The 26384-nt window shown below is 66.9% G+C and carries 32 protein-coding genes and 1 pseudogene; 17 read left to right on the forward strand and 16 right to left on the reverse strand.

Going from position 1 to position 26384, the window contains the following annotated elements; all coding sequences use genetic code 11:
- Position 1: 1 nt before the first annotated feature.
- Positions 2 to 433, reverse strand: coding sequence for a PIN domain-containing protein (locus tag WDM86_05935; GenBank protein MEI9989559.1), 432 nt, complete (start codon positions 431 to 433; stop codon positions 2 to 4).
- Positions 390 to 644 (reverse strand): AbrB/MazE/SpoVT family DNA-binding domain-containing protein, encoded by a 255-nt coding sequence (locus WDM86_05940; protein MEI9989560.1) that lies wholly within the window; start codon positions 642 to 644, stop codon positions 390 to 392. Before WDM86_05940 ends, WDM86_05935 begins: the two co-directional genes overlap by 44 nt.
- Positions 645 to 715: 71 nt before the next feature.
- On the opposite strand from WDM86_05940, the gene WDM86_05945 reads away from it, so the two are divergent.
- From WDM86_05945 to WDM86_05970, 6 genes are all read left to right on the forward strand, one after another.
- On the forward strand, positions 716 to 1285 hold the full coding sequence (locus tag WDM86_05945; GenBank protein MEI9989561.1) for a flavin reductase family protein: 570 nt from the start codon (positions 716 to 718) through the stop codon (positions 1283 to 1285).
- Positions 1282 to 1578, forward strand: a complete 297-nt coding sequence (locus WDM86_05950; GenBank protein ID MEI9989562.1) for a putative quinol monooxygenase — start codon at positions 1282 to 1284, stop codon at positions 1576 to 1578. The genes WDM86_05945 and WDM86_05950 overlap by 4 nt, the downstream gene beginning before the upstream one ends.
- A complete protein-coding gene (locus WDM86_05955) occupies positions 1578 to 2060 on the forward strand; it encodes a GNAT family N-acetyltransferase (protein ID MEI9989563.1) in 483 nt (160 codons plus the stop codon). The genes WDM86_05950 and WDM86_05955 overlap by 1 nt, the downstream gene beginning before the upstream one ends.
- A gap of 74 nt (positions 2061 to 2134) precedes the next feature.
- On the forward strand, positions 2135 to 2479 hold the full coding sequence (locus WDM86_05960) for a hypothetical protein (protein MEI9989564.1): 345 nt from the start codon (positions 2135 to 2137) through the stop codon (positions 2477 to 2479).
- Positions 2480 to 2566: 87 nt separating this feature from the next.
- A complete protein-coding gene (locus WDM86_05965; protein MEI9989565.1) occupies positions 2567 to 4444 on the forward strand; it encodes an acetyl/propionyl/methylcrotonyl-CoA carboxylase subunit alpha in 1878 nt (625 codons plus the stop codon).
- Complete coding sequence (locus WDM86_05970; protein MEI9989566.1) at positions 4441 to 4875, forward strand: DUF1489 domain-containing protein; 435 nt, start codon at positions 4441 to 4443, stop codon at positions 4873 to 4875. Before WDM86_05965 ends, WDM86_05970 begins: the two co-directional genes overlap by 4 nt.
- Positions 4876 to 4884: 9 nt before the next feature.
- On the opposite strand, the gene panC is transcribed toward WDM86_05970, so the two are convergent.
- On the reverse strand, positions 4885 to 5730 hold the full coding sequence (gene panC, locus WDM86_05975) for a pantoate--beta-alanine ligase (GenBank protein ID MEI9989567.1): 846 nt from the start codon (positions 5728 to 5730) through the stop codon (positions 4885 to 4887).
- A 68-nt stretch (positions 5731 to 5798) separates the two neighbouring features.
- On the opposite strand from panC, the gene putA reads away from it, so the two are divergent.
- The 3 genes from putA to WDM86_05990 all read left to right on the forward strand — a co-directional run bounded on the left by putA (position 5799) and on the right by WDM86_05990 (position 10522).
- Positions 5799 to 8909, forward strand: a complete 3111-nt coding sequence (gene putA, locus WDM86_05980; protein ID MEI9989568.1) for a bifunctional proline dehydrogenase/L-glutamate gamma-semialdehyde dehydrogenase PutA — start codon at positions 5799 to 5801, stop codon at positions 8907 to 8909.
- A 200-nt stretch (positions 8910 to 9109) separates the two neighbouring features.
- Positions 9110 to 9811 carry a hypothetical protein gene (locus tag WDM86_05985; GenBank protein ID MEI9989569.1) on the forward strand — a complete coding sequence of 234 codons (702 nt, stop codon included), beginning with the start codon at positions 9110 to 9112 and terminating at the stop codon, positions 9809 to 9811.
- Positions 9812 to 10522 carry a DnaJ domain-containing protein gene (locus WDM86_05990; protein ID MEI9989570.1) on the forward strand — a complete coding sequence of 237 codons (711 nt, stop codon included), beginning with the start codon at positions 9812 to 9814 and terminating at the stop codon, positions 10520 to 10522. It abuts the gene before it with no gap.
- On the opposite strand, the gene WDM86_05995 is transcribed toward WDM86_05990, so the two are convergent.
- Together WDM86_05995 and WDM86_06000 are read right to left on the reverse strand one after the other, a co-directional pair.
- Positions 10523 to 11374: an SPOR domain-containing protein gene (locus WDM86_05995; protein MEI9989571.1), complete on the reverse strand. Its 852-nt coding sequence runs from the start codon at positions 11372 to 11374 to the stop codon at positions 10523 to 10525. It abuts the gene before it with no gap.
- A pseudogene (locus WDM86_06000) lies at positions 11375 to 11941 on the reverse strand (D-alanyl-D-alanine carboxypeptidase family protein).
- Between the two features lie 535 nt (positions 11942 to 12476).
- Here WDM86_06000 and WDM86_06005 point away from each other — a divergent pair.
- From WDM86_06005 to WDM86_06020, 4 genes are all read left to right on the forward strand, one after another.
- Positions 12477 to 12938, forward strand: coding sequence for a phasin family protein (locus WDM86_06005; protein ID MEI9989572.1), 462 nt, complete (start codon positions 12477 to 12479; stop codon positions 12936 to 12938).
- Between the two features lie 180 nt (positions 12939 to 13118).
- Positions 13119 to 13472: an ATP-dependent Clp protease adapter ClpS gene (gene clpS, locus WDM86_06010; protein ID MEI9989573.1), complete on the forward strand. Its 354-nt coding sequence runs from the start codon at positions 13119 to 13121 to the stop codon at positions 13470 to 13472.
- A 7-nt stretch (positions 13473 to 13479) separates the two neighbouring features.
- The gene (gene clpA / locus WDM86_06015; GenBank protein MEI9989574.1) at positions 13480 to 15810 is read left to right on the forward strand and encodes an ATP-dependent Clp protease ATP-binding subunit ClpA; all 2331 of its coding nucleotides are present in this window, start codon (positions 13480 to 13482) and stop codon (positions 15808 to 15810) included.
- Between the two features lie 17 nt (positions 15811 to 15827).
- Entirely contained in the window at positions 15828 to 16250 is a 423-nt protein-coding gene (locus WDM86_06020) for a hypothetical protein (protein MEI9989575.1), read from the forward strand.
- Positions 16251 to 16385: 135 nt separating this feature from the next.
- Here the strand turns inward: WDM86_06020 and WDM86_06025 are convergent, their stop codons facing one another.
- Both WDM86_06025 and WDM86_06030 read right to left on the reverse strand, forming a co-directional pair.
- Positions 16386 to 16724 carry a helix-turn-helix domain-containing protein gene (locus tag WDM86_06025; protein ID MEI9989576.1) on the reverse strand — a complete coding sequence of 113 codons (339 nt, stop codon included), beginning with the start codon at positions 16722 to 16724 and terminating at the stop codon, positions 16386 to 16388.
- A complete protein-coding gene (locus tag WDM86_06030; protein MEI9989577.1) occupies positions 16721 to 17044 on the reverse strand; it encodes a type II toxin-antitoxin system RelE/ParE family toxin in 324 nt (107 codons plus the stop codon). The genes WDM86_06025 and WDM86_06030 overlap by 4 nt, the downstream gene beginning before the upstream one ends.
- Before the next feature lie 162 nt (positions 17045 to 17206).
- Between WDM86_06030 and WDM86_06035 the strand changes: the two genes are divergently transcribed.
- Positions 17207 to 17536 (forward strand): hypothetical protein, encoded by a 330-nt coding sequence (locus WDM86_06035; GenBank protein MEI9989578.1) that lies wholly within the window; start codon positions 17207 to 17209, stop codon positions 17534 to 17536.
- 360 nt (positions 17537 to 17896) lie between these two features.
- Here WDM86_06035 and WDM86_06040 read toward each other — a convergent pair whose 3' ends face one another.
- The 5 genes from WDM86_06040 to WDM86_06060 are packed head-to-tail and all read right to left on the reverse strand — an operon-like array spanning position 17897 to position 20510.
- Positions 17897 to 18142 carry a hypothetical protein gene (locus tag WDM86_06040; GenBank protein MEI9989579.1) on the reverse strand — a complete coding sequence of 82 codons (246 nt, stop codon included), beginning with the start codon at positions 18140 to 18142 and terminating at the stop codon, positions 17897 to 17899.
- 28 nt (positions 18143 to 18170) lie between these two features.
- The gene (locus WDM86_06045) at positions 18171 to 18461 is read right to left on the reverse strand and encodes an antibiotic biosynthesis monooxygenase (GenBank protein ID MEI9989580.1); all 291 of its coding nucleotides are present in this window, start codon (positions 18459 to 18461) and stop codon (positions 18171 to 18173) included.
- A complete protein-coding gene (locus WDM86_06050) occupies positions 18458 to 18874 on the reverse strand; it encodes an HIT family protein (protein MEI9989581.1) in 417 nt (138 codons plus the stop codon). The genes WDM86_06045 and WDM86_06050 overlap by 4 nt, the downstream gene beginning before the upstream one ends.
- A complete protein-coding gene (locus WDM86_06055) occupies positions 18874 to 20052 on the reverse strand; it encodes a GNAT family N-acetyltransferase (GenBank protein ID MEI9989582.1) in 1179 nt (392 codons plus the stop codon). The genes WDM86_06050 and WDM86_06055 overlap by 1 nt, the downstream gene beginning before the upstream one ends.
- The gene (locus WDM86_06060) at positions 20049 to 20510 is read right to left on the reverse strand and encodes a RidA family protein (protein ID MEI9989583.1); all 462 of its coding nucleotides are present in this window, start codon (positions 20508 to 20510) and stop codon (positions 20049 to 20051) included. Before WDM86_06060 ends, WDM86_06055 begins: the two co-directional genes overlap by 4 nt.
- Positions 20511 to 20570: 60 nt before the next feature.
- On the opposite strand from WDM86_06060, the gene WDM86_06065 reads away from it, so the two are divergent.
- From WDM86_06065 to WDM86_06075, 3 genes are read left to right on the forward strand one after another with little or no spacing between them, the layout of a single operon-like run.
- Positions 20571 to 21617, forward strand: a complete 1047-nt coding sequence (locus tag WDM86_06065) for an agmatine deiminase family protein (GenBank protein MEI9989584.1) — start codon at positions 20571 to 20573, stop codon at positions 21615 to 21617.
- Positions 21614 to 22474: an N-carbamoylputrescine amidase gene (gene aguB, locus WDM86_06070; GenBank protein ID MEI9989585.1), complete on the forward strand. Its 861-nt coding sequence runs from the start codon at positions 21614 to 21616 to the stop codon at positions 22472 to 22474. The genes WDM86_06065 and aguB overlap by 4 nt, the downstream gene beginning before the upstream one ends.
- A gap of 12 nt (positions 22475 to 22486) precedes the next feature.
- A complete protein-coding gene (locus WDM86_06075; GenBank protein ID MEI9989586.1) occupies positions 22487 to 23287 on the forward strand; it encodes a DUF1849 family protein in 801 nt (266 codons plus the stop codon).
- Here the strand turns inward: WDM86_06075 and WDM86_06080 are convergent.
- Genes WDM86_06080 through WDM86_06095 form a run of 4 tightly spaced genes read right to left on the reverse strand, consistent with a single transcriptional unit; the run spans position 23270 to position 26384 of the window.
- A complete protein-coding gene (locus WDM86_06080) occupies positions 23270 to 24541 on the reverse strand; it encodes a DNA polymerase IV (protein MEI9989587.1) in 1272 nt (423 codons plus the stop codon). The genes WDM86_06075 and WDM86_06080 overlap by 18 nt on opposite strands.
- Positions 24538 to 25455, reverse strand: coding sequence for an ROK family protein (locus tag WDM86_06085; protein ID MEI9989588.1), 918 nt, complete (start codon positions 25453 to 25455; stop codon positions 24538 to 24540). The genes WDM86_06080 and WDM86_06085 overlap by 4 nt, the downstream gene beginning before the upstream one ends.
- Complete coding sequence (locus WDM86_06090; GenBank protein MEI9989589.1) at positions 25456 to 26109, reverse strand: hypothetical protein; 654 nt, start codon at positions 26107 to 26109, stop codon at positions 25456 to 25458.
- On the reverse strand, positions 26106 to 26384 hold the full coding sequence (locus WDM86_06095; GenBank protein ID MEI9989590.1) for a DUF3572 domain-containing protein: 279 nt from the start codon (positions 26382 to 26384) through the stop codon (positions 26106 to 26108). The genes WDM86_06090 and WDM86_06095 overlap by 4 nt, the downstream gene beginning before the upstream one ends.

Below are 26384 nucleotides of genomic sequence, written 5' to 3' on the forward strand. Positions count from 1 at the left end.
ACTACGGACGAAACGGATTTCGGATCGTCAATCCGCCAACTATCTGACCGTGATGCAGGTCTTCCGTGAACAAGGTCGTGCACTTCGCCCGTGTCGCCGCCGCCAACAGCATGGAATCGAAGATCGAATATTTGTAGCGCTCGGCGATATCGAGGCCGATATCGTGTGTCGCGATATCGAGCGGCACGACCTCGCACGCCGACCGGATCTGATTGAGCAGGTCGCGGACCTTGTTCAAGGGCCGACCGAACTTGCGTGTCGCGACAGCCGCGAACTCATTGAGCACTTGGGTGCTGACAGTCCCGCCGTCCGACACCAGGACTTCGACGCGATCCGCTTTCGTGGCGTCCAGCGAAACCAGGTAAAGCAGAACGTTCGAATCGAAGAAGTCAGTCGCGCTCATGCGGCTCGTCGAGACGCTGACCGCGCTCATGCGCTTCTTCGCGGTCGAATTTGAAGTCTTTCGGCATCCAGCCGCGATATTTCCGAATCCGCTTGAGGGCCGCGAGGCGCTTCTGCCGCGCGATGTCCTCCTGCCGTTCGACCGTCACCTCCACCTGGTCGCCTTCCTTCAACCCGAGCTTCTCCACCAGCGCCTTGGGCAGGCGCACGGCCAGGCTGTTCCCCCATTTGGCGATTTGCATGGCGACCTCGATGATATACAATTGAAAATGTATATCATCTTGTGGCGCGTTTCAAACATCCGGTCGAGCCCATGATCGCCAAGCCCCCCGCCAAACGCGCCTTTCCCGCCGCCCAGGCGCGCCGCTATCTGGAGCCGGGACCGATCATCCTCATCAGCTCCGCGCACGAGGGCGAAACCGACATCATGACCTGCGGCTGGCACATGATGCTCGGCTATGACCGCGTCGGCTGCTACATCTGGAACGCGAACCACAGCCACCGCCTGATCCGCGACAGCGGCGAATGCGCGATCAACATTCCGGCGGTCGATATCGCGCCCACCGTGGTGCGCATCGGCAATTGCTCGGGCCGCGACACCGACAAATTCGCGGCGTTCGGCCTTGCCAAGGAAAAGGGTCGCAAGGTGTCGGCGCCGCTCATCGCCGCCTGTCCCGTCAACCTCGAATGCCGCCTGGCCGACGACCGGCTGATCGACGGCTACGAGCTGTTCGTCTTCGATGTCGTAGCCGCCCGCGCCGCCGCGACGCCCCGATGGCCCCGGACCATCCACTATCGCGGCGACGGTGCGTTCATGCTGTCGGGCGCGGAGACGCGCAAATGGCGCAAGCTCTTCCGCCCCGCCATGCTGGAGGATCCATGATCGTCGTTGCCGGCCACGTCGTCGCCACCGAGGCCAACCGCGCCGAGATGCTGCGCATCGCGCTCGAGCACGTCCACCGCTCCCGCGCCGAGCCCGGCTGCATCGAGCACGGCGTCTATGTCGATGCCGAGAATCCGCTGAAGCTGCACTTCTTCGAGCGCTGGGCCGACGCCGCCGCGATCCGCGCGCATTTCGCCGTCCCCGAGTCGCGCGCCTTCGCCAAGCGATTGCGCGCGCTCGCCGCCGATCCCGGCGCGATGCACGTGTTCGAAGCCGCGCTCGCGAAGCTCTGATGCCGCGCGACGCCACCCGCGCCGACTGGCCGGCGACCCTCGCGCTCAACGCAGAGTCGGTGCATGTCCTCAGTCCGCTGGACGCGGCGCGGCTGGCCCGGCTCGCCGCCGCCGCGTCCTATCTGCGCGTTATGGAAGAGGAGGGCACGGTCGCCGCCTTCCTGCTCGGCTTCGCCAAGGGCGCGGCTTATGACAGCCCGAATTATCGCTGGTTCGATGCCCGCTTCGACAGCTTCTTCTATGTCGACCGCGTCGTGGTCGCGCCGGCGTTTCGCGGCCGCCGGCTGGCCGACCGGCTCTACGACGATTTCGAGAGCGCCGCCCGCGCGCGCGGCATCCGCACCGTCGTCTGCGAGGTGAATGTCGCGCCGCCCAACCCCGCCTCGCTCGCCTTCCATGCGCGGCGCGGTTTCACCGAGATCGGCCGGCAACCTTACGGCGAGGGCAAGACGGTCACGCTTCTGCGCCGCGATCTCGCCTGAGCCGCCCACCGCGAAACTTCCCCCAAAGTTCCGCGTTGTCCGCTAGAATACGGTAAACGCAGATGGGGATGACCATGGATCAGATCACGCATTTCCTCAGGGTTATCCTGGATTTCCTTCGTGAAGGCTATGACTCGGTGAACGCGGTCGAGGGCCTCGTCATCGCTCTTGTCGCGGCGATCATCGCGCCGGCCTGGGACCGGATCTGGGCGGTGGCGCTCGGCGCCACGCTGGTCCACCTGATCGCCGATGTCCTCATTCCCGTGGTCGCGCGCCACGCCGCCTTCCGCCTGCCGCCGCTGATGGAGTTCGAGTTCTGGCGCACCGCGGTCGCGCTCTATGTCGGCTATCTGATCGTCATCGCGGTCCTGATGTTCATCAAGCGGATGTTCCTGTCGCCGCCGGCCCACGCGCATTGAAACGGCCGGCGGCACTTATCCACAGTCGTTTCGCGAACGCTTGATCGCCGGTATTTCGGCGCCGCGAACTGTGCTTAAACCCGCCCGATGTTCCAGTCCCTTCTGATTGCCAATCGCGGCGAGATCGCCGTCCGCGTCATCCGCACCGCCCGGCGCATGGGTGTGGTGACGGTCGCGGTCTATTCCGACGCCGACGCCAAGGCCGCCCATGTCGCGCTGGCCGACAGCGCGATCCGCATCGGCCCGGCGGCACCGGCGCAATCCTACCTCGACATCGGCGCGGTCCTGGCGGCGGCGGAGGCGAGCGGCGTCGACGCGATCCATCCGGGCTACGGTTTCCTGTCGGAGAACGCGGGCTTCGCCGAGGCCTGCGCGAGCGCCGGCATCGTCTTCGTCGGCCCGCCGCCCGGCGCGATCCGCGCCATGGGCCTGAAGGACCGCGCAAAGGCGCTGATGGCGAAGGCCGGCGTGCCGGTGGTGCCCGGCTATCTCGGAGAGGACCAGTCCGCCGAGCGCCTGGCGACAGAGGCCGAGCGCATCGGCTATCCCGTCCTGATCAAGGCGGTCGCCGGCGGCGGCGGCAAGGGCATGCGCAAGGTGGACGAGGCCGGCGACTTCGCCGCCGCGCTCGCCAGCGCCCAGCGCGAAGCACGCGGCGCCTTCGGCAACGACGCCGTGCTGATCGAGAAATACGTCACCCGCCCGCGCCATATCGAGGTCCAGGTCTTCGCCGACGATCGCGGCAACGCGGTGCATCTGTTCGAGCGCGACTGCTCGCTGCAGCGCCGCCACCAGAAGGTGATCGAGGAAGCGCCTGCCCCCGGCATGCCCCCTGCCGTCCGCGCCGCCATCGGTGCGATCGCCGTGAAGGCCGCCCGCGCGGTCGATTATCGCGGCGCCGGCACCGTCGAATTCATCGCCGATGCGTCCGAGGGCCTGAGGGCCGACCGCATCTGGTTCATGGAGATGAACACGCGGCTGCAGGTCGAGCATCCCGTGACCGAGGCGATCACCGGCACCGATCTCGTCGAATGGCAGCTCCGCGTCGCCGCCGGCGAACCGCTTCCGAAACTGCAGCCCGATCTCGCCATCGCCGGCCACGCCATCGAGGTCCGGCTCTACGCCGAGGATCCGCAGGCCGGCTTTCTCCCCTCGATCGGCACGCTGGAGCGCCTGCGCTTCCCGCAAGGCGTGCGCATCGACAGCGGCGTGCGCGAGGGCGATGTCGTGACGCCGTTCTACGATCCGATGATCGCCAAGGTGATCGCCCATGGCCCGACGCGCGACGACGCGATCCGGACGCTCGCCGCCGCGCTGGACGAAACGCAGATCGCCGGCCTGAAGACCAACAACGCGTTCCTCGCCCGCGCCCTGCGCGAACCCGACTTCCGCGCCGGCGACATCGACACCGCCTTCATCGAGCGCCACCTGGCCAGCCTCGTTCCGCCGCCCACGCTGCCGCCGCGCATTCTGTCCGCCGCCGCCGATTTCATCGTCCATGAACACACGGCCGAAAGCGCCGATCCCTGGGCCGCGCGCGACGGCTTCCGCCTCGGCGGTGCCAAGACGCCCCGTATCGCCTTCGCCGTCGACGGCAAGCCGGTGTTGGCGCCGGCCGCCGCCTCGCCGGACGCGACCGCGATCCGTCTCGCCAACGGCGCCGTCGCGGTGATGGAAAAGGGCGAGACCTACACGGTGCGCGAATACGATCCCTTCGACGCCGCCGATGCCGCGGGCTCCGCCACCGACCGCGTCGTGACGCCGATGCCGGGCAAGATCATCCAGGTCCTCGTCAAGTCGGGCGACGCGGTGAAGCCGGGCCAGGCGCTCGCCGTTCTCGAAGCGATGAAGATGGAGCACACCCTGGCCGCGCCCGGCGCCGCGACCGTGGAGGCCGTCGCCGTCGCGGTCGGCGATCAGGTCGGCGAGGGCACCATCGTCGTGCGCTTTGTGGTGTCGGCATGACTCTGCACATCCTCAAGCTCTGCGTCGGCGTCGAGACGGTCGAGGAGCTGGCGCAATGGCAGGCCGGCCGCGTCCGCGATCAGAAGAAGCGCGGCGTGAAAACGCCCGAACTGATCCACGTCACCCGCATGATGCCCAAGCGCAAGGACGAGGTCCTGGACGGCGGCTCGCTCTATTGGGTGATCAAGGGCCAGATCGCGGTGCGCCAGACGCTGATCGACATCCGCCGCGTGACCAAGAACGGCACGCCGCATTGCGGCCTGGTCTACGCGCCCGAGCTGGTGCCGGTGCGCCGCCGCGCCCACCGCGCCTTCCAGGGCTGGCGCTATCTCCCCGCGAAGGACGCCCCGCCCGACGCGCGCGGCGCCAAGGGCCTCGAAAAGCTTCCCGAAAGGCTGCAGGCCGAACTGGTCGAACTGGGTCTTCTGTGACGCGGGCGTTCACACCGCCATGTTGTCGATCAGCCGCGTCGCGCCGATCTTTGCCGCCGCGAGAATCCGCGCCGGCCGGTCGAGGCTTTCGATCTTTTCCAGGCTCGCCGCGTCGCGGATCGCGACATAGTCGACGGACTCGAATCCCGCTTCCAGCAGATCGCTGCGCCCGAACTGTTCCGCCACCGCGACGCTGTCGCCACGTTTCAACCGCGCGACGGCATCGCGCAGGACAAGATTGAGCCGCCCGGCGATCCGGCGCTGTTCGGGCTTGAGATAGGCGTTGCGCGACGACATCGCGAGCCCGTCGGCCTCGCGCACGATCGGCCCGCCGGCGATCTCGATCGGCAGGCCGAGATCGGCCGTCAGGCGGCGGATGACCAGAAGCTGCTGGTAGTCCTTCTCGCCGAAGATGGCGACATCCGGCATCGCCGCGATCAGCAGCTTCGATACGACCGTGGCGACACCCGCGAAGAAATGCGGCCGGAAGTCGGTTTCGAGGCCATTGGCGGGTCCGCCGACCTCGATCCGCGTCGCGAAGCCTTGCGGATACATCTCCGCGACCGACGGCGCGAAAATCAGGTCGAGCGCGGCCCCGCCGAGCTTGGCGGCATCGCTCGTGAGGTCGCGCGGATAGCGGTCGAAATCTTCGTGCGGCGCGAACTGCGCCGGGTTCACAAAGATGCTGGCGACGCTCCTGTCGGCGCGGCTTTGTGTCTCGCGCACCAGCGACAGATGCCCATCATGTAGCGCCCCCATCGTCGGCACCAGCCCGATGCGCGCGCCGTCGCGGCGCCATCCGGCAATCCGAGCGCGCAGCGCGGCGATGGTCGTGACGATCTCGGGCGTTTTCATCGCGCGAACATAGCGCGCCGGGCAGGGGCCGCGCTACAATCGCCTCCGCCATCCGAACCGACATCGCCATGACGCCGCCGCGCGACGCAATCTCAGCCGCCTATCTCGCCGACGAAGACGCCATCGTGGACCGGCGCATCGCCCAGGCCACGCTGTCGCCCGCCGAGGCGCGGGAGACCGCCCGCGTCGCGGCCGACCTGGTCGCGCGCATCCGCAAGGCCGGCGGCAAGAGCGGCGGCATCGACGCCTTCATGCGTGAATACGCGCTGTCGAGCGAGGAGGGCGTGGCCCTGATGTGCCTCGCCGAGGCGCTGCTGCGGGTCCCCGACGCGGAGACCGCCGACCGGCTGATCCGCGACAAGATCGGCGGCGCGCAATGGGACCGCCACCGCGCCAAATCGGACTCGCTGTTCGTCAACGCCTCGACCTGGGCGCTGATGCTGACGGGCCGCATCGTCCGCCTGGACGAGACCTCGAAATGGGATTTCGACGGCATCTTCAGGAAGCTGGTCGCCCGTTCGGGCGAGCCGGTGATCCGCCAGGCCGTCACCTATGCGATGCGCATCCTCGGCCGCCAATTCGTGCTCGGCCGCACCATCGGCGAGGCGCTGAAGGAGGCGAGGCCGCTGGCCGAGAAGGGCTACCGCTTCTCCTTCGACATGCTGGGCGAGGCCGCCTACACCAAGGCCGACGCGGCGCGCTACGCGCGGTCTTACCGCGATGCCCTCGACGTCATTGCCGCGACGACCCCGAAGGACTCCCGCGCGATCTTCGAGCGCCCCAGCCTGTCGGTAAAGCTCTCCGCGCTCCATCCGCGCTACGAATGGGTCAAGCGCGAGCGGGTCTTCGCCGAGTTGGTGCCGGTCGTGCTGTCGCTGGGCGCCCGCGCCCGCGCCGCCGACATTGCGCTCACCGTCGACGCGGAGGAGGCTGAGCGCCTCGATCTGATGCTCGATCTGTTCGAAGCCTTCGGCGCGGCGCCGGAGCTCGCCGGCTGGGACGGCCTCGGCCTCGCGGTGCAGGCCTATCAGAAGCGCGCCATGCCGGTGCTCGCCTGGCTGATCGATCTGGCGCGGCGCCAGGGCCGGCGCATTCCGGTGCGCCTGGTGAAGGGCGCCTATTGGGACAGCGAGATCAAGCGCGGCCAGGAACTGGGCCTCGACGACTATCCGGTGTTCACGCGCAAGGCCGCGACCGACACGTCCTACCTCGCCTGCGCCCGCGTCATGCTCGGCGCCGGCGCCGCGCTCTATCCGCAATTCGCGACCCACAACGCCCATTCGCTCGCCGCGATCGACGCGCTGGCCGGCGGCCGGCGCGACTTCGAATATCAGCGCCTGCACGGCATGGGCGAGGCGCTGCACGAGATCCATCGCGAGCTGGGCGGCGTGCCGACGCGCATCTATGCGCCGGTCGGCAGCCATGAGGACCTTCTCGCCTATCTCGTCCGCCGCCTGCTGGAGAACGGCGCCAACACCTCCTTCGTCAACCGCCTCGCCGACGACGACGCGCCGGTCGCCGACATCATCGCCGATCCGGTGGCCCAGATCGCCGCCGCCCATCCGCATCGCAATCCCCGGATCGCGTTGCCGAAGGACATTCTGGGCGAGCGGAAGAACGCGCACGGCTTCCTGCTGAGCGATCCGAAGATCAGCGAACCGCTGTTGTCGCAGATCGAAGAAATTCTGCGGACCCGCCACGACGCGGCGCCCGTCATTGCCGGCGCGGTGAGCGGCGGCGCGCCGTCCGAGATTCGAGATCCCACGGATCGCCGCCGGATCGTCGGTACGGTCCTCGAGACCGCCTCGGACGACGCGCGCGCCGCGTTGGCACTGGCGCACAAGGCGCAGCCTGATTGGGACGCGACGGGCGGCAAGGTCCGCGCCGGCATTCTTTATCGCGCCGCCGATCTCTTCGAGAAGAACCGGCCGCTCCTGATGGCGCTGGCGGTGCGCGAGGCCGGCAAGACGTTGCCGAACGCCTTGGGCGAAGTCCGCGAGGCCGTCGATTTCCTGCGCTATTACGCGACCCGCGCCGCGCGGACCTTCGAAGAGCCGCTGCGCCTGCCCGGGCCGACCGGCGAGTCGAACGAGCTGACGCTGCACGGGCGCGGCGTCTTCGCCTGCATCAGCCCGTGGAATTTCCCGCTGTCGATCTTCGCCGGCCAGGTCGCCGGCGCGCTCGCCGCCGGCAATGGCGTGCTCGCCAAGCCCGCCGAGCAGACGCCGCTGATCGCCGCCGCCGCCGTCCGGCTGCTGCACGAGGCGGGCGTGCCGGCGAATGTGCTTCATCTGCTCCCCGGCGACGGCCCGCGCATCGGCAACGTGTTGTTCGCCGATCCGCGCCTTGCCGGCGTCGCCTTCACCGGCTCCACCGACGCCGCCAACGCCATCAACCGCGCGCTCGCCGCGCGCAGCGGCCCCATCGCCACGCTGATCGCCGAGACCGGCGGCCAGAACGCGATGATCGTGGATTCCACCGCGCTGCCCGAACAGGTCGCGCGCGACGCGCTGGCCTCGGCGTTCGACAGCGCCGGCCAGCGTTGCTCGGCCCTGCGCGTGCTGTTCGTGCAGGACGATGTCGCCGACAAGATGCTGGCCATCCTGCTCGGCGCGATGGACGAATTGAAGATCGGCGATCCGTTGCGGCTCGACACCGATATCGGCCCGGTGATCGACGAAGCCGCCCGCGAGATGCTGGAAACCCACGCGGCGCGGATGACCCGCGAGGCCAGGCTGCTGCGCAAGCTCACGGTGCCGCCGGAATTGTCGAACGGCATCTTCTTCGCGCCGCACGCCTTCGAATTGGATTCCCTCGACCGGCTGAAGCGCGAGGTGTTCGGCCCGGTGTTGCACGTGATCCGCTATTCCGCCGACAGCCTCGGCAAGGTGTGCGACGCGATCAACGCGACGTCGTTCGGATTGACGCTCGGCGTCCACAGCCGGATCGAGGAGACCGCCGATTTCGTCCGCGCCCGCGTCCGGGTCGGCAACATCTACGTCAACCGCAACCAGATCGGCGCCGTGGTCGGCGTCCAGCCCTTCGGCGGCGAGGGCCTGTCCGGCACCGGCCCCAAGGCCGGCGGCCCGCACTACCTGCCGCGCTTCGCCCTGGAGCGCACCTACACCGTCAACACCGCCGCCGCCGGCGGCAACACGGCGCTGCTCAGTTCGAGTTAGGGTGGGGCGGGTGCTTCCGCCTCCATCTCCACTGTCATGCCCGCGAAGGCGGGCATCCAGCGTCCCAAGCACCGTTCCTGTTGCTCTGGATTCCCGCTTTCGCGGGAATGACAAGTTGTGAGAGGGGCATCAAACTCGCCCTATCGTTCCTACACTTGGAATCGCGCCTTCGAATGCCGACATTGCGACCGGAGGGACTCATGGCCAGCGACAATCTTCCGTCCAAACCGTCCTCGGCGGGCGACATCGATGCCTTTCTCGGCCGCGCCGCCAAGCTTCCCACGCTCGCCCAGACCAAGGGGCGCCTGATCTTCGCCATCGACGCGACGATGAGCCGCCAGCCGACCTGGGCCAAGGCGACCGAGATCCAGAGCGACATGTTCGCCGTCGCGCAATCCATCGGCGGTCTTGCGGTGCAGCTCGTCTATTTCCGCGGCCACGAATTTCGCGCCAGCGACTGGACCGCCTCGGCCACCGTGCTCGCCAACCGCATGCGCGACGTGACCTGCCGCAGCGGCTTCACCCAGCTTTGCCGGGTGCTCGGCCACGCGGCGGCCGAGGCCGGCCGGACCAAGGTCGGCGCGCTGGTCTATGTCGGCGATGCCTTCGAGGAAAGCCCGGACGCGGCAGCGGCCGAGGCGGGCAAGCTGGCGCTTCTGGGCGTGCCGGCCTTCATGTTCCACGAGGGCGACGACCCGCATGCCGGCGCGGTCTTCCGCGACATCGCGCGCCTGACCAAGGGCATCTATGCCCGCTTCGATTCCGGCGCTGCCAAGCAGCTTCGCGACCTTCTCATGGCCGCCGCGATCTACGCCACCGGCGGCGCCGTGGCGCTGCGCGAGCACGCCGCGAAGACGGGCGGCGAATTCCTTCGGATCGCCGACCAGATGGACCGCAAATAGATGGGCGAGTTCCTGCTCGGCGCCGTCGTCCTGGTGCTGCTGATCCTTTTGCTGCGCGCCTTCGCGGGCGCCAATCCGACCGCGCTGGCGAAGGGCCTGCGCTATGTCGGCGCCGGCGTCCTGGCGGCCCTGGCCGTCGGCCTCTTCTTCCTCGACCGGCCGGCGGTTGCGGTGTTCGTCGCGAGCGCCGCCTGGGGCGTCTTCACCGGCGGCCATGCCTGGCCCGGCGGCTGGCCGCATTTCGGCCGCTGGGGCAAGTCGGCGTCGTCGCGCGGCCAGACGACCGGCGTGCGCACCTCCTGGCTGGAGATGGAGCTCGATCATGACAGCGGCGAGATGCGCGGCACGGTCCTGCGCGGCGCCCATGCCGGAAGGCGCCTCGACCAGCTCGACAAGAAAGCCCTGTCGGAGCTCTACGCCGAAGCCGCATCGGACGATGCGGAAACCAAAAGGCTGCTCGAAGCCTGGCTCGACCGCACCTTCGGAACCGACTGGCGCCAGGACTTCGAACCCTCGCCGCCCGAACGCGCCGCGACCGGCATGACGCGCGCCGAAGCGCTGAAGGTCCTCGGCCTCACGGAGGGCGCCTCGGAGGAAGACATCCGCGCCGCGCATCGCCGCCTGATGCTGCAGAACCATCCCGATCGCGGCGGCACCGACTATCTCGCCTCGAAGATCAACGAAGCGAAAGACATCCTGCTCGGGACCTGATCAGCGCGACGACGCCAGCACCGTGAAGCAGGTCTGGCCGCGCTGGGTCAGCCGCGAGCAGACTTCCCGCGCCTCGCGCTCGACGAACGGCCCGAACCGCGCGCGATAGAGCGTGTGGCCGTCGACGCCCGTGAAGGGGATCACGAGCCGCGCCGCCTGGCCCAGGATGTCCATCGATTTCTCGGCATAGGACGCGAGCTGGCCGCGTGCCTGGTTGATGTCGGCGAAGGCGCCGATCTGGATCGTCCAGGCCTTCGGCCCCATCACGACCGGCGTGCCGGCGTCGCCGATGTCGCCCTCGCCGATATCGCTGCGCAGCCGCGCGGCCGGCTTGGCGGTCGGCGCGATGGCGGCCGCGACCTGCACCGGCTTCGGCTTGACGACCGGCAGGTCGGTGGCGGCGACCAGGACCTGCTGCGGCTTCGCCTTGGGCCTGGGCGCGTTGGCCACCCGGATCGGCACGGGGGCCGGCGCCGGGCGCGGCGGCGGCGGGGCGACGGCGACGCGCTGCGGCGGCGGCTGGTAGACCGGAACGGCGGCCGCCGGCGGCGGCGGCGGGGCCGCCTGCGCCACCACGGGCGCGGTGGTGGGGCGCGGCGGCGGCGGGGCCGCGATCACATTGGCGTCGTCGTCCTGGTCGGTGGTGGCGGCGGCCTCCGCGGCCTCCTCGTCGTCGGCGGCGGCCGGCGCGACGTCGAGGGTCGCGACCACGGGCGGCGCGTTCACGGCGACGTTGCGCCACGGAACCCCGGCATGCGCCACCAGCGTCGGATTGACGGCGATCTTCGCGAACGCGTCGTCGAGCAGGCGGACCATCTCCAGGTCGCGGCGGTGCGCGGTGCGCCCGCCCATCACCACGCCGATCACATGGCTTCCGTTGCGCACCACCGACGAGACCAGGTTGAAGCCGGACATGCCGGTGTAGCCGGTCTTGATGCCGTCGGCGCCGTCATAGCGGCCGATCAGGTTGTCATGGGTGACGTAATTGGTGCCCCGGAAGGTGAAGCCCGGCGTCGCGAAATAGGGGAAATACTGCGGAAAATCATAGGCCAGATGGCGCGCCAGGACGAGCAAATCGCTGGCGGTGGTGATCTGCAGCGGATCGGGCAGGCCCGAGGCGTTGTGGTAGAACGTGTCGCGCATGCCGAGCGCCCGCGCCTTGGCGGTCATCAGCTCGGCGAAATGGCCTTCGGTGCCGCCCAGCGCCTCGCCGATCGCCACCGCGACGTCGTTCGCCGAGCGCACCACGATCGCCTTGATCGCGGTGTCGACCGGGATCATGTCGCCGGCATAGAGGTGCAGGTTGGTCGGGTGCTGGGTCGCGGCATGCTCGGAGATCGGCAGCATGGTCTGCATCGTCACGTCGCCGCGCTTCAGCGCCTCGAACAGCAGATACAGCGTCATCATCTTGGTCAGCGAGGCGGGGGTGGCGCTCGGCCGAGGCGTTGCGGGCGTAGAGCACCCGGCCGGTCTCGCCGTCGGCGATCAGCGCGGCGTCCTTGCCCGGATCGGTGGCGCCCATCGGTATCGGGATGCGCGCGCGAAAGCCGCCCCGGTGGTGGTGCCCCCGGGCCAGGGCGGTGTCGGCGCCTGCCGTAAGGGCAAGGGCCAGGACAGCCACCGCGACCAGCGTCCGCATGAGCGCGCCGAAGGCGGCGCGCGGCTGCTCAGACATCACAGCCCCGTTTCGTTAATGTCGGCGCCCCAAACAGGTTCGATAAGACCAAATCGAAGCTCCTATCGCAATTGGAATTGATCGTAGGAAGCCCCCATTTACGAACCGTTAACGCTCAGGTCCATAAGGGTTATTCCCGGTCGGATGGGAACCTTGGGTGCGGTGCAGCATTCCTCTTGACATAACCGCTGCTGCACTGCATATAGATCATGTTGCACCGCAACAAGGCCGCTGGCCGAACCCGACGGTGCGCCATGAACCTGACGAGGAGTATTCATTATGGCGAAAGCAAAAACGGCCGGCGAGAAGCTCAACGGCACGACGGAGACCATCGAGACCGCGTTCAAGACCGGCACCGAGGCGCTCAAGGCGAATTTCGAGAAGGCCGTGAAGAGCTACGACCAGCTCCTGGGCTTCTCCAAGGACACGGTTGAGGCCTATGTGAAGGCCGCGAACGTGGCCGGCAAGGGCGCCGAGACGCTGCACAACGAAATCTACGGCTACTCCAAGGCCGCCATCGAAGGCTCGATCGCCAACGCGAAGGCCCTGATGGCCTCGAAGTCGGCGCATGAGGCGTTCGAGCTGCAGACCGGCTTCGCGAAGTCGGCGTTCGAATCCTACATCGGCGAGCTGACCAAGCTCGGCGAGCTCATGGTCGCCACCAGCAAGGAATCGCTCGAGCCGATCCAGGGCCGCGTCCAGGCCTGGGTCGATGTCGTGCAGAGCGCACGCGCGGCTTGATCCTCCGCCCGAATACGCCGCAAGGCGTCTGAAAAGGCCCGGGAGCGATCCCGGGCCTTTTCTTTTCCGCGCCCGCCGGCCGCGATAACCGCGCCGCCATTGCGTGCTTTATGGGGGCTTTGCTCCGGCCCCTTATGGAATAGGATGCGCATCCCTATATTCGGTTTATGATACGGCGACATGAAAGACGGACGTGACGGGCGCGGCCAGGGCGGCCAGGGAACACGCGACGGTGACGGCGCCGGCACGGGCATCGTCACGAAGACGCGGCCGAAGACCAAGAAGCCGAGCATGTACAAGGTGCTCCTGCTCAACGACGACTACACGCCGATGGAGTTCGTCGTCCACATCCTGGAGAAGATCTTCAACAAGAGCCGGGAACAGGCCGTCGAGATCATGCTGCACGTCCACCGCCACGGCGTCGGCATCTGCGGCGTTTTCACCTATGATGTCGCCGAAACCAAGGTCGCGCAGGTCATTGAATTCGCCCGCCGCCACCAGCATCCTCTGCAATGCACCATGGAGAAGGAGTAGCGTCTAGATGCCCTCACTCTCGCGAAGCCTCGAACAAGCACTACATCGCGCCATCAAGCTCGCGAGCGACCGGCACCATGAATACGCCACGCCCGAGCACCTGCTGCTCGCTTTGATGGACGACACCGACGCGGCCCAGGTGATGAAGGCCTGCAATGTCGACCTCGAAGCATTGCGCAAGACCGTGCAGAAATATGTCGACGAAGAGCTCATGACGCTGGTGATCGAGGACGGCGAGGACGCCAAGCCGACCACCGGCTTTCAGCGCGTCGTGCAGCGCGCCGTGCTGCACGTCCAGAATTCCGGCCGCGAGGAAGTCACCGGCGCCAATGTCCTCGTCGCGCTGTTCACCGAGCGCGAGAGCCACGCCGTCTATTTCCTGCAAGAGCAGAACATGACGCGGCTCGACGCGGTCTCCTATATGAGCCACGGCATCGCCAAGCGCCCCGGAATGAGCCAGCAGAAGGCCGCCAAGGGCGCCGAGGAAGAGGGCGAGGAGGGCGAGCCCAAGAACAAGCAGGGCACCGAGGCGCTCGAAGCCTATTGCGTGAACCTGAACGAGAAGGCCAAGCAGGGCCGCGTCGATCCGTTGATCGGCCGCCTCGCCGAGGTCGACCGCACCATCCAGATCCTCTGCCGCCGGCAGAAGAACAATCCGTTGTTCGTCGGCGATCCCGGCGTCGGCAAGACCGCCATCGCCGAAGGCCTGGCCCGCAAGATCGTCAAGGGCGAGGTGCCCGAGGTCTTGAAGAACAGCGTCATCTACTCGCTCGACATGGGCTCCTTGATCGCCGGCACGCGCTATCGCGGCGATTTCGAGGAGCGGCTGAAATCGGTCGTGAAGGAGCTGGAGGCGCTGAAGGGCGCGATCCTGTTCATCGACGAGATCCACACCGTGATCGGCGCCGGCGCCACCTCGGGCGGCGCGATGGACGCCTCGAACCTGCTGAAGCCCGCGCTCCAGGCCGGCACGCTGCGCTGCATCGGCTCGACCACCTACAAGGAATACCGCCAGTATTTCGAGAAGGATCGCGCGCTGGTGCGCCGCTTCCAGAAGATCGATGTCGTGGAGCCGACCATCCCCGACACGATCAAGATCATGATGGGCATCAAGCCCTATTACGAGGAGTTCCACAAAGTCCGCTACACGACCGATGCGGTGAAGGCCGCGGTGGAGCTGTCGGCGAAATACATCAACGACCGCAAGCTGCCGGACAAGGCGATCGACGTGATCGACGAGGTCGGCGCCTCGCAGATGCTGCTCCCCGAGTCGCGGCGCAAGAAGGTCATCGGCGTGAAAGAGGTCGAGGACGTCATCGCCACCATGGCGCGCATTCCTCCCAAGTCGGTGTCGAAGGACGACACCGAGGCGCTGCGCACGCTGGAAGCCGATCTCAAGCTGGCGGTGTTCGGCCAGGACAAGGCGCTGCATGCGCTGGCGAGCGCGATCAAGCTCGCCCGCGCCGGCCTGCGCGCGCCGGAAAAGCCGATCGGCTCCTATCTGTTCAGCGGCCCCACCGGCGTCGGCAAGACCGAAGCCGCCAAGCAGCTTGCGAAGACGCTGGGCGTCGAATTGCTGCGCTTCGACATGTCGGAATACATGGAGCGCCACACCGTCAGCCGCCTGATCGGCGCGCCGCCGGGCTATGTCGGCTTCGACCAGGGCGGCCTGCTCACCGACGGTGTCGACCAGCATCCGCATTGCGTGCTGCTGCTCGACGAGGTGGAGAAGGCGCATCCCGACCTGTTCAACATCCTTTTGCAGGTGATGGACCACGGCAAGCTGACCGACCACAACGGCAAGAAGATCGATTTCCGCAACGTGGTCCTGATCATGACCACGAATGCGGGCGCCTCCGACGCCGCCAAGGACGCCATCGGCTTCGGCCGCGGCAAGCGCGAAGGCGAGGACGAGGAAGCGATCAAGAAGCTGTTCACGCCGGAATTCCGCAACCGTCTCGACGCGACGATCACCTTCGCGCCGCTCGGCCGCGAGACCATCGACCGCGTGGTCGAGAAGTTCGTGCTGGAGCTCGAGGCGCAGCTTACGGACCGCGACGTGACCTTCGATCTGACGCCGGAAGCGACGCGCTGGCTGGGCGAGAAGGGCTATGACGACGCCTTCGGCGCGCGGCCTCTGGCCCGCGTGATCCAGGAGAATCTCAAGAAGCCTTTGGCGGACGAGATTCTGTTCGGCAAGCTGAAGGACGGCGGCACGGTGCGTGTGTTGCTGGATCGCGACGCCGACAAGCTGGCCTTCGAGTTCATCACGGAAACCGGCAAGAAGCCGAAGGCCCTCCCGCCGCCGAAAAAGCCGAAGGCGGAAGAGAGCGTGTAGGGCTTCGGGAGGTTGACGTGACTCCGCTCGAGCGCATCACTGCGCGCGTCAACCGGCTCGGCGATGTGAACGCACCTGGCACGCCGCTGCCGCTGCTGACCATTGCGGAGTTCTTCGACGGCAACGACAACGTGGGCAGCATCGGAGCCAATTTACCCGGTTCGCCGCCCCCCTCCGTCTTTCGCGCCTTGTGCGAGGCGATTGCCGCTCGTGGCGATGTCAAGGATTTGCGCGTCCTGGTCAGCCAATTCGACGAGCCGGATTGGCCATTCTCGGATGCGATCTATGTGATGACGGCTGCTGAGCCGGAAGAGGTTCTGAGTTGGTTTCCGAAAGAGCTTGCGCCGGACGAAGTCTTCATCCGCCCTTTCGACGACGACGCGTTCGAACCCTACGACGTTCCGCCGGGGACACGCCCGATCGGTTGCTGGTGGGATTGACGTTCGGGCCGCAGCTTTGAACCAACGCCAATCCGCCATCGACGCCGCCCAGCACGTCATCGATGCCTTCACGGCCGCGTTCAACGCGCGCGACTTCCCGGCATTCGAGGCGACGTTCAAACGGAAGTCGAGGGGTTAGCGGCCCGCGGCGGTTCGGCGAGTGCGATGCGCTTCTCTTGATGCACTCTTTGGCTCGAACGTGATCTTCAGCTGCGTCCCCGTCGCGCGGGCATAGCGCCGGAGCGTTTCCAGAGAGGGATTTCCGCGCCCGCCTTCGAGCCTCGCCACGGCGGGCTGCGAGGTGCGCATGCGCTTGGCGATGTCCTGCTGGGACAGATCGGCACTCGTCCGCGCCGCGATCAGCGCCGCCGCCAGGGCGAATTCCTCGTCCAACGCCGCATAGGCGGCGCGGTACGCGGGGTCCTTCCGCCACTTGGCGAAACTCTTCTCCACCGGGATCGGCTTGTTCTTCACGAAACCTCCTTCGCGCGTTCCCGCGCCAACTCCAACTCGCGCCTCGGCGTCTTCTCCGTCTTCTTGACGAAGGTACGCAAGACCACGATCCGCCGCGCCGACGCCGTCATGTAGACGGCACGAGCGATGCCGTCGCGCCCCGTCAGTCGCATCTCCCAGAGCCTGCCTTCGAGATGCTTCACATAGGGCTCGTGGACCTTTTCGAGCCCATTGTCGCGGATGAGGGTTACGATCCGCTCGAACCTGGCGCGCATATCGGCCGGCAAGGCGTGCAACTCGGCCGGTGCGGCGGCGTTCACAAAAACAACCGTCCAGTTCACGCTCGCCTCCCGTATATACCATGTATGATATATATGCAAAGTTGTCAAGCCAGCCGTCGGATGTGTATCGGACGCCGACGTCTAGATGTTGCTGAGGGAGATCGACTTTGACCGACCGCCAATCCGCCATCGACGCCGCTCAGGGCGGTCCTGGATGCCTTCATGACCGCGTTCAACGCGCGCGACATCCCGGCCTTCGAGGCGACGTTCAATTTTCCTTCTGTGCGGCTGGCATCGAACACGATGGTCATCCTGAACAAGGGCGACATGACGCCGGAGCGTTTCACGACCGGTGCGCTGGCGGAGTGGGACCACTCCGCCTGGGAGCGGCGCGCCGTCATCCATGCCGGCGCCGACAAGGTGCACATCGACACGCGCTTCACCCGCTACCGCAAGGACGGCTCGGTGATCGGCGGCTTCGACTCGATCTACGTCATCACCTGCGAGAACGTCCATTGGGGCGTGAAGGCGCGGTCGTCCTTCGCCCCCTGAAAAATATTTTCGCGCAACAAAATATCGTTCGCCGCGCTGCAGCACTCGGACATATCCCACACCCATCGGGAAAATCTCCGCGTTCTCCGCGCCTCCGCGTGAGTCTGGTCGTGGATAAGTCCGCATACGGATTTATTTCCGCGCGCCCCTTGAACCGAGTCGGTCTACGCACCAAATCACACAAATCCTGACAATTGCATCCGGACGAAAGGCGGCGCTTCGGCGCCCGCCACGCATTCGCCGCATCGGCGAGGAAAGGCAGCCATGCGCGAAGCCGCTATCCAGGAACAAACGCCAAGTCCGGCAAGGGCTTGGACGTCATCGGCGCCAATCGAACCGCTTTTTCGCTTCGAAGGATGGTCAGTCCCGCCGGCTCATCGCATTGGCGACCCAGCGGGCACGGCGGTCTTCACGGGCGCTGTTGATCGCCAGAACGGCGTGCACGAAGGCAATGAGCCACAGCAGGAAGCCCGCATGGAAGAAGATGATCGTGACCCAGCAGACGATCGCCAGAATGTAGAGGATGAAGTTGAACAGCGCCGAGATCGGCTTGCCCGTCAGGAGCAGCGCGAGCGGCGAACAGAAGATCGCGACCAGGTAGATCATGGCTCCGATATAGCCATCACCGCGCCGCCTACAAGGGATTGCCGTAATGCTGCACGACCGGAAACGGCTCGTAGAACCCATGCAACAGCTCGCGCCAGGGGCCGTAGCGGTCCGACTGGCGGAAGCCGACGCTATGGGCCTCGACCGAGCTCCACCACACCAGCATCAGATAGCGGTCCTTGGTCTCGACGCAGGGCCGCACTTCCATTTTCTGGAAGCCCTCCGTCGCCTCGATCAGCGGCCGGGCCTTCGCCAGCGCGGCCTCGAAGGCCGCCGCCTGGCCTTTCCTGATGTTGAGGATGGCGTGCTCGACGATCACAGCGCGGCCTTGATCTTGTCCGCGATCGGCAGCAGCGTCTTGGGATCGACCATCTTGCGGCCGTGGAAATTCATGTCGAGCCCATGATCGCGCGGCAGGATATGGAAGTGCAGATGCGGCACCGACTGGCCCGAGGCCTTGTCGTTGAGCTGGACCAGCATGATGCCGGGAACGCCGAGCGCCTTTTTCACCGCGGCGGCGACCTTCTGCGTCGTCTTGATCGCGGCGGCGGCGCCCTCGGGCGAAAGATCGAAAATGGTCTCGGCCGCCTCCTTGGGGATCACCAAAGTGTGGCCCTGCGTCGCCGGCATGATGTCCAGGAAGGCGAGGGTGAGGTCGTCCTCGTAAATCGCGATCTTCGGCAACTCGCCGCGCAGGATCTTCGCGAAGACGTTGTTGGGATCGTAGGCCATCAGTCCTCCTCCGGCGCTTCGACTTTGCGGAACGGCCCGCGCTCGGCCAGTTCCTCGATATGTTCGGCGACGGCCGCGCGCTCGCGTTTCAGATAGTCGTCGACGGCGCGGCGCAGGCCCTCATGCGCGATGTAATGCGCGCTGTAGGTCGGCGTCGGCATGTAGCCGCGCAGCAGCTTGTGGGCGCCCTGGGCGCCCGCCTCGACCTTGGTGAACTTGTTCTGAATGGCGAAGTCGATCGCCTGATAATAGCAGGTCTCGAAATGCAGGAACGGCACGAACTCGGTGCAGCCCCAGTTCCTGCCGTAGAGCACGCCGCCGCCGGAGAAGTTCAGCGCGCCGGCGATGGTGCGGCCGCCGCGCCGCGCGAAGATGAGGACGACCTGGTCGGCCATGGCGGCGCCGATCCGGCTGAAGAAGTCACGGGTGAGATAAGGCCGGCCCCATTTGCGCCCGCCGGTGTCCATGTAGAACGCGAAGAACTGGTCCCAATCGGCCTCGGTGATGGCGCTGCCCGTGCGCCAGTCGAATTCGATGCCGGCCTCGCGCACCGCGGCGCGTTCCTTGCGCAGGTTCTTGCGCTTCGAAGAGGAAAGTTCGGCAAGGAACTGATCGAAGGTATCGTAGCCGCGGTTTTCCCAATGGAATTGCTGATCGGTGCGCTGGAGATAGCCAATGGCGCCGGCCGCGCGCCATTCGTCTTCGGTCAGGAAGGTGATGTGCAGCGACGACGCCTTCAACTCGCGGACCGCCGTGGCGCCGGTCGCCAGCAGGGCCTCGCGAACCGCCGCGACATCGGCGCCCGGCGCGACCAGCAGGCGGGGGCCGGTCACCGGCGTGAACGGAACGGAGCATTGCAGCTTGGGATAGTAGTCGCCGCCGGCGCGTTCCAGCGCGTCGGCCCAGGCGGAATCGAAGACGTATTCGCCCTGGCTGTGGTTCTTCAGATAGGTCGGCAGGAGGCCGACGATCCGGCCCTCATGTTCGATGACGAGATGCGACGGCCGCCAGCCGGTGCGCGCCGTGGCCGAGCCGGATTCCTCGCAGGCCGCGAAGAATTCGTAGCGGGTGAAGGGGTGCGGATCGGCGACGCCGTCCGGATTGGCGCAGGCGTTCCAGGCGGCTTTGCCGATCTCGGCGGCGCGTCCGGCGATGCGGGCTGTGAATTCGCCGGTCACGCGATCTCGAACACCGCTTCGACCTCGGTGGCCACGTTGCGCGGCAACGAGCCCGCGCCGACCGCGGCGCGGGCGTGTTTTCCGGCCTCGCCGAACACCGCGACGAACAGGTCCGAGGCGCCGTTGGCGACTTCCGGATGCTGCGCGAAGCCGGGAACGGCGTTGACGAAGACGGTGACTTTCACCACGCGCTTGACGCGGTCTAGGTCGCCGCCGCAGGCCGCCTTGGCCTGCGCGATCACGTTGATGGCGCAGAGCCGCGCCGCCGCCTTGCCGTCTTCCAGGCTCAGTTCCTGGCCCACGGTGCCGACATATTTCAGCCCGTCGGTGGTGATGGTGACCTGACCGGAAACGTAGACGAGGTTGCCGCTGACGACATAGGGCACATAGCTCGCCACCGGTGCCGGCGGGCTGGGAAGCACGATGTCGAGTTCTTTCAGGCGATGGTCGATGCTCATGTGTCGTCCTCTCGAGTGCAAAACATTATCGCGGGCCGGCGCGGCGCGCTATAAGCGAGCATGACCAAACGGCTGGATGCCGACGATCCGTGTCCCGCGCGCGACGGCTATGCGATGCCGGCCGAGTGGGCGGCACATGCGCACACCTGGATGTGCTGGCCCTGCCGCACGGAGGCCTGGGGCGGCCCGGAAGGCTTGCTGCGCGCCAAACAGGCAACCGCGCGCGTGGCGCGGGCGATCTCGACCTTCGAGCCCGTCATCATCGCGGCTCGTCCGACGGACGCGGCCGAGGCGAAACTGGCGACGCAGGGCAAGACCGCGGTCTTCGAGGTGCCGCTGGACGATTCCTGGGCGCGCGACATCGGCCCGACCTTCGTGACCTCGCCGGACGGCAGGCGGGCCGCGGTGCAGTGGCAGTTCAACGCCTGGGGCAACAAATATCATCCGTGGACGGAGGACGCCCAGTTCGCGACCCGGGCCGCCCGGCAGGCCGACGTTCCGGTTTACATCGCACCGCTGGTTTGCGAGGGCGGGGCGATCCACACGGATGGGGAGGGCACGCTGATCACCACGGAGCAATGTCTGCTCAATCCCAACCGCAATCCGCATCTCGACCGCCAGCAGGTCGAGGAGCGGCTGGCACTTTATACCGGCGCGCGCCGGGTCATCTGGCTCGGCGAAGGCTTTTCCGACGACGAGACCGACGGCCATATCGACAACATCGCCTGCTTCGCGGCGCCCGGCCGCGTCCTGGTCGGCGTGCCGTCGTCGCGCGGCCATCCGGATTTCGAACCGGTCATGGAAACCATTCGCCGCCTCGAAGATGCGCGCGACGCGCAGGGCCGCCGCATCGAGATCGTCGAGCTGGAGCAGCCGCGCAAGGCCGGCAGCGATTGGCGCGGCCGGCCGCTGCAGGCCAGCTATGTGAACTTCTATCTCGCCAATGGCGGCGTGGTCATGCCGGGCTTCGACGATCCGAACGATGAAAAGGCCCGCGCCGCGCTGGCCGATTGTTTCGCGGGCCGCGATGTCCTTCAGATCCACGCGCTCGACATCGTCGCGGGCGGCGGCGGCATTCACTGCATCACGCAACAGGAACCGGAATGAGGAACGTCACCTTCGCCGCGACACAGTTCGCCTGCTCCTGGGATCGCGCGGCGAATGTCGCCAAGGCCAAGGATCTCGTGCGCGACGCGGCCGGGCGCGGCGCGAACGCCATCCTGATCCAGGAACTTTTCGAGACGCCTTACTTCTGTCAGGACCAGTCGGCCGACTACTACAAGCTCGCCGCGCCGTTCGAGGGAAATCCGCTGATAGTTGCGATGGCGGAACTCGCGAAGGAGCTCCGCGTCGTTTTGCCCATCAGTTTTTTCGAGCGTGCGGGCCATTCGCACTTCAACTCCCTTGCCATGATCGATGCAGACGGTACCGTGCTCGGGCTGTATCGGAAGTCGCACATTCCCGATGGGCCGGGCTACCAGGAAAAGTTCTACTTCACGCCGGGCGATACCGGCTTCAAGGCTTGGCGCACGCGGTTCGGGACTTTCGGTGCCGCGATCTGCTGGGACCAGTGGTTCCCCGAGAGTGCGCGCGCCATGGCGTTGATGGGTGCCGAAGCCCTGTTCTATCCGACCGCGATCGGCAGCGAGCCGCCGCCGGCGCCTCCGGTCGACAGCCGCGACCATTGGCGCCGCGTGATGCAGGGCCATGCCGGCGCGAACTACATGCCGCTGATCGCCTCCAATCGCATCGGCACCGAAAAAGGCTTGGCGGGCGAGATCACATTCTACGGTTCCTCCTTCATCGCCGGCCCGACGGGCGCGATCGAGGCGGAACTGGACCGAACGCACGAAGGCGTGGCGACCGCGACTTTCGATCTCGACGAGATCGCGAAGGCGCGGGCGTCTTGGGGTTTGTTCCGCGACCGGCGGCCGGATCTGTACGGACCGCTGGTCGGGCATTGACGGAGTAAGACCGTGAAACGTGTCGTCTTCCTGGCCGCTTTGCTGGCGGCAACGATGTCCGCCGCGCAGGCGGTACCGGTCGTGCTGGGTTCGCACCGCGCGCAATACGACGTGACGCTCGCCTCGACGCAGCCGGGCGGCATGGTCGCGGTGCGCGGCCACAGCGTGATCGAATTCCGCGACGTCTGCACCGGCTGGACCACGACGCAGCGCTTCATCGCCGACATGACGGATGGCAAGGCGAGCGCGCTGCACAGCGATTACATCGTTTCCTCCAGCGAGGATAAGCAGGGGCGGCAGATCCGCTTCAAGGTGCGCAATTTCGTCAACGGCAAGGCGACGCAGCATTTCGACGGCACCGGCATTCTCGCCTCGACCGGCGGCGAGGTGCGGATGACCTCGCCGCACGGCCAGCATTTCGCGCTGCCCAACGGCACGCTGCTGCCGACCCAGCACACGCTGGCGGTGTTGCGCGCCGCGGCAGCGGGCCACGATTCCTTTCACCAGACGGTGTTCCAGGGCGGCGACAGCACCGATCTCTACGACACCGCGACGGTGATCGGCCGTCCGGTATCGAAGGCGAAGCTGAAGGACGACAGCGCCGTGGACGGCAATGGCCTGCTCGCGGGATTGTCCGCCTGGCCGGTCCTGATCAGCTATTTCCCCCACGACTCGCAGGGCGAGCGCGCGGACTATGAAGTGGCCTATCGGCTCTACGCGAACGGCGTGATCTCCTCGATGACGCTGATCTATCCGAATTTCACGATGAAGGCCGAACTGGTGAAGCTGGAAAAGCTACCGTCGAAGTGCTGAGCGCGCCGCGCGGCCTTTCACGACGGCTTCACCGCCGAACTTCGCGCGGACCTTGTCCATCGCCCGCTCGGTCGCGGCGCGCTTGGCCGAACCGTCGTCGACCAGATCGGCCGGATCGCAATCGGTATCCGGCGCGAGCTGGCTGATGCCGACGCCGAGCAGGCGGAAGGCGGTGCCGTCGGCTTCGCGGCGCAGGGCCTCCCGCGCGGTTCTGAAGATGCGGTCGGCAAGCTGGGTCGGGGAGTCCAGCGAAACGCTTCGCGTGCGGGTTCGAAATCCCGCCGTCTTCAGCTTGAGCACGACGGTGCGTCCGCCATGGCCGGAGGCCTTGGCGCGGGCTGAAACGCGCTCGGCCTGCCGCCACAATACCGCTTCGAGGTCCTCGAATTTCGCGATGTTGGTATCGAACGTCGTTTCGGAAGAGATGCTCTTGAGTTCACCGTCGGGATCGACCTTGCGGCTGTCCTGCGCATGGGCGAGATGGTGCAGCCACAGGCCGGTGTTGCCATAGCGCCGCGCCAGATCCTTTGCCGCCATGTCCTGGATCTGGCCGATATGGGTGATGCCGTCCTTGGCGAGGCGCGCCTGCAGCGCCGCGCCGGCGCCGCGGATGAAACCGACCGGCTTGTCGCGCAGGAAGGCGACGGCCTCCGCCTCGCCGATCACCGCGAAGCCGCGCGGCTTGTCGAGTTCGCTGGCGAGCTTGGCGAGGAATTTGTTGAAGCTGAGGCCGATGGAGACCGTGATCCCGACTTCGATTTCGATCCGTTTCGCCAGCCGTGCCATCAGCTTGGCGGGCGCAAGGCCGTGGAGCATTTGCGTGCCGGAAAGATCGAGAAACGCCTCGTCCAGCGACAGCGGTTCGACCTGCGGCGTCAGTTCCAGCATCATGCCGCGGATCGCCTTGGCGGCGGCGGTATATTTGGCGAAGTTCGGCTTGATGACGACGGCCTTCGGACAGAGTTCGAGCGCCTTGAACATCGGCATCGCCGAACGCACGCCGTCGATGCGCGCGACATAGCAGGCGGTCGACACCACGCCGCGGCGCGAGCCGCCGCCGACGATCACGGGCTTGTCGCGCAATTCGGGATTGTCGCGTTTTTCGATTGCCGCGTAGAACGCATCGCAGTCCATATGCGCGATGGCGAGGCTGTCGAGTTCGTCGTGCGCGAGCAGGCGAAGGCTGCCGCAGGTCGCGCATCGTTTCGCGCCCGCTCGCGCGTCCGCCAGGCAGTCGCGGCAGAAGGCACTCACCCTGCGGCCGCCGCTTCGGCCTCGCTCCACAGCCAGGCCGCGCCGCGCACGCCGCTCGAATCGCCGTGGCGGTTCTTGACGATCCGCGTGCGTCCTTCCGGCGTGAAGGCATAGCTTTCCACCCGGGCGGGCAGCTCGTCGTAGATGGCGTCGATGTTCGACAAACCGCCGCCGATCACGATGGCGTCCGGATCGAGCACGTTGACGATGGTCGAAAGCGAGCGCGCGAAGCGATCGTAGAAGTCCTCCATCGCGGCACGGGCTGCCGGGTCGCCGGTCGCCGCAGCCGTCGCGATGTCCGGACCGCGAAGGTCGCGGCCCGTATGGCGCTTGAAATCGGCGGCAAGTCCCGTGCCGCTGATCCAGGCTTCGATGCAGCCCTTGCGGCCGCAATAGCATTGCGGGGCTGCTTCGATCTCATCGGGCCGGGGCGCGGGCAGGGGATTGTGGCCCCATTCGCCGGCGATGCCGTGGGCGCCCGCCAGCACGCGCCGTCCGACGCTGACACCGCCGCCGCAGCCGGTGCCGACGATCACGCCGAACACCACGTCCGCGTCGGCGCCGGCCCCGTCGCTGGCCTCGGACAGCGTAAAGCAATTCGCGTCGTTGGCGACGCGCACCGGCCGGCCGAGCGCCGCCGCGAGGTCGCGGTCGAGCGGATGGCCGATCAGCCGGGTGGAGTTGGCGTTCTTCACCAGGGCCGTATTGCGGCTGATCGTTCCGGGTATCGCGACGCCGACCGTGCCGGTCGTGCCGAGCTTCGCTTCCGCCGCGCGCACGAGGTCGCGCATGGCGCGGATCGTATCGTCATAGACGGTTTGCGGCGTGGGTATCCGCTCGCGCAAGGTCACGCGGCTGCCATCCAGCGCGACGATCTCGATCTTCGTTCCGCCGAGGTCGATTCCGAGCCGCACTCAGTGCCCCGCTTCGTCGAGGCGCGCATGGACGAAGGCGCCGGCCTCGGCCCAGTCGTTGGCGCGCAGATGGGCATGGGTGGCCGGCGGCAGCAGCGGCTTCAGCCTTTCGTCGCCGATCAGATGGATGCGGAACACCTCCGGCGCCGCTTCGGCGACCGAAGCCAGGTGCTGCGGGATGTCGTCGACGAAGAAGGACGCGGCCGCGCGCGACGTCAGCGCCTTGACGGCGGGGCCCTTGGGTCCGCTGTTCGCCACGACCGGAAAGTGCAGGCCGTGTATTTGAAGATTGCGCAGGCGCGCCGGGGCCTGCGCCTCGGAAATATTGGTCAGCACGACCACATCGGCGCGTGCCCCGAACGAGGCAAGCGCGTCGGCGGCGCCTTCCACGAGGTCGAGCGAATCAAGGTCGCCGCGGAATGCGTCGAGCAGCGCGGTGACTTCGACGTCGAGTACGGGCGTGTTGTCGTCCAGGCGCTTCACATTGCCGTGCAGGCGATAGCTCGACAGGTCGAGGTAAAGCCCGTTGTTCCGCAGGAAGCGGTCGAAGCCGTCGACGAATCGCAGCAGCACCTCGTCGGCATCGACGATGACGAGCGGCCGCCCGGGGCTCAGTCTGGCGCTCGCCGCGCCGATGTCGAAACGCGCGCTCATCCGGCCAGGACGTGCCTTGCCAGGTGGATATCGCGCGATTCCAGCGATTCGCCGTCGCAGAAACCGGTCAGAAGCGCATCGTCGGCCAGCAAAAAGTCCAACACCGAGCCGAGCAGTTCCGGCTCGGCCGCCCGGTCGCGCAGATCCTGCGGTTCCACGCCCGACAGGGCCAGGAAGCGATCACGGCTATCGGACAGATTCATCAGATACGCCAATCCTTTGAGCGCCAAAGTTTCCGCGCTCTCGCGCGCCATTTGTCCGCGGGCCTTCATCAT

It is taken from the genome of Rhizomicrobium sp. (genome assembly GCA_037200045.1).
Classification (GTDB): domain Bacteria; phylum Pseudomonadota; class Alphaproteobacteria; order Micropepsales; family Micropepsaceae; genus Rhizomicrobium.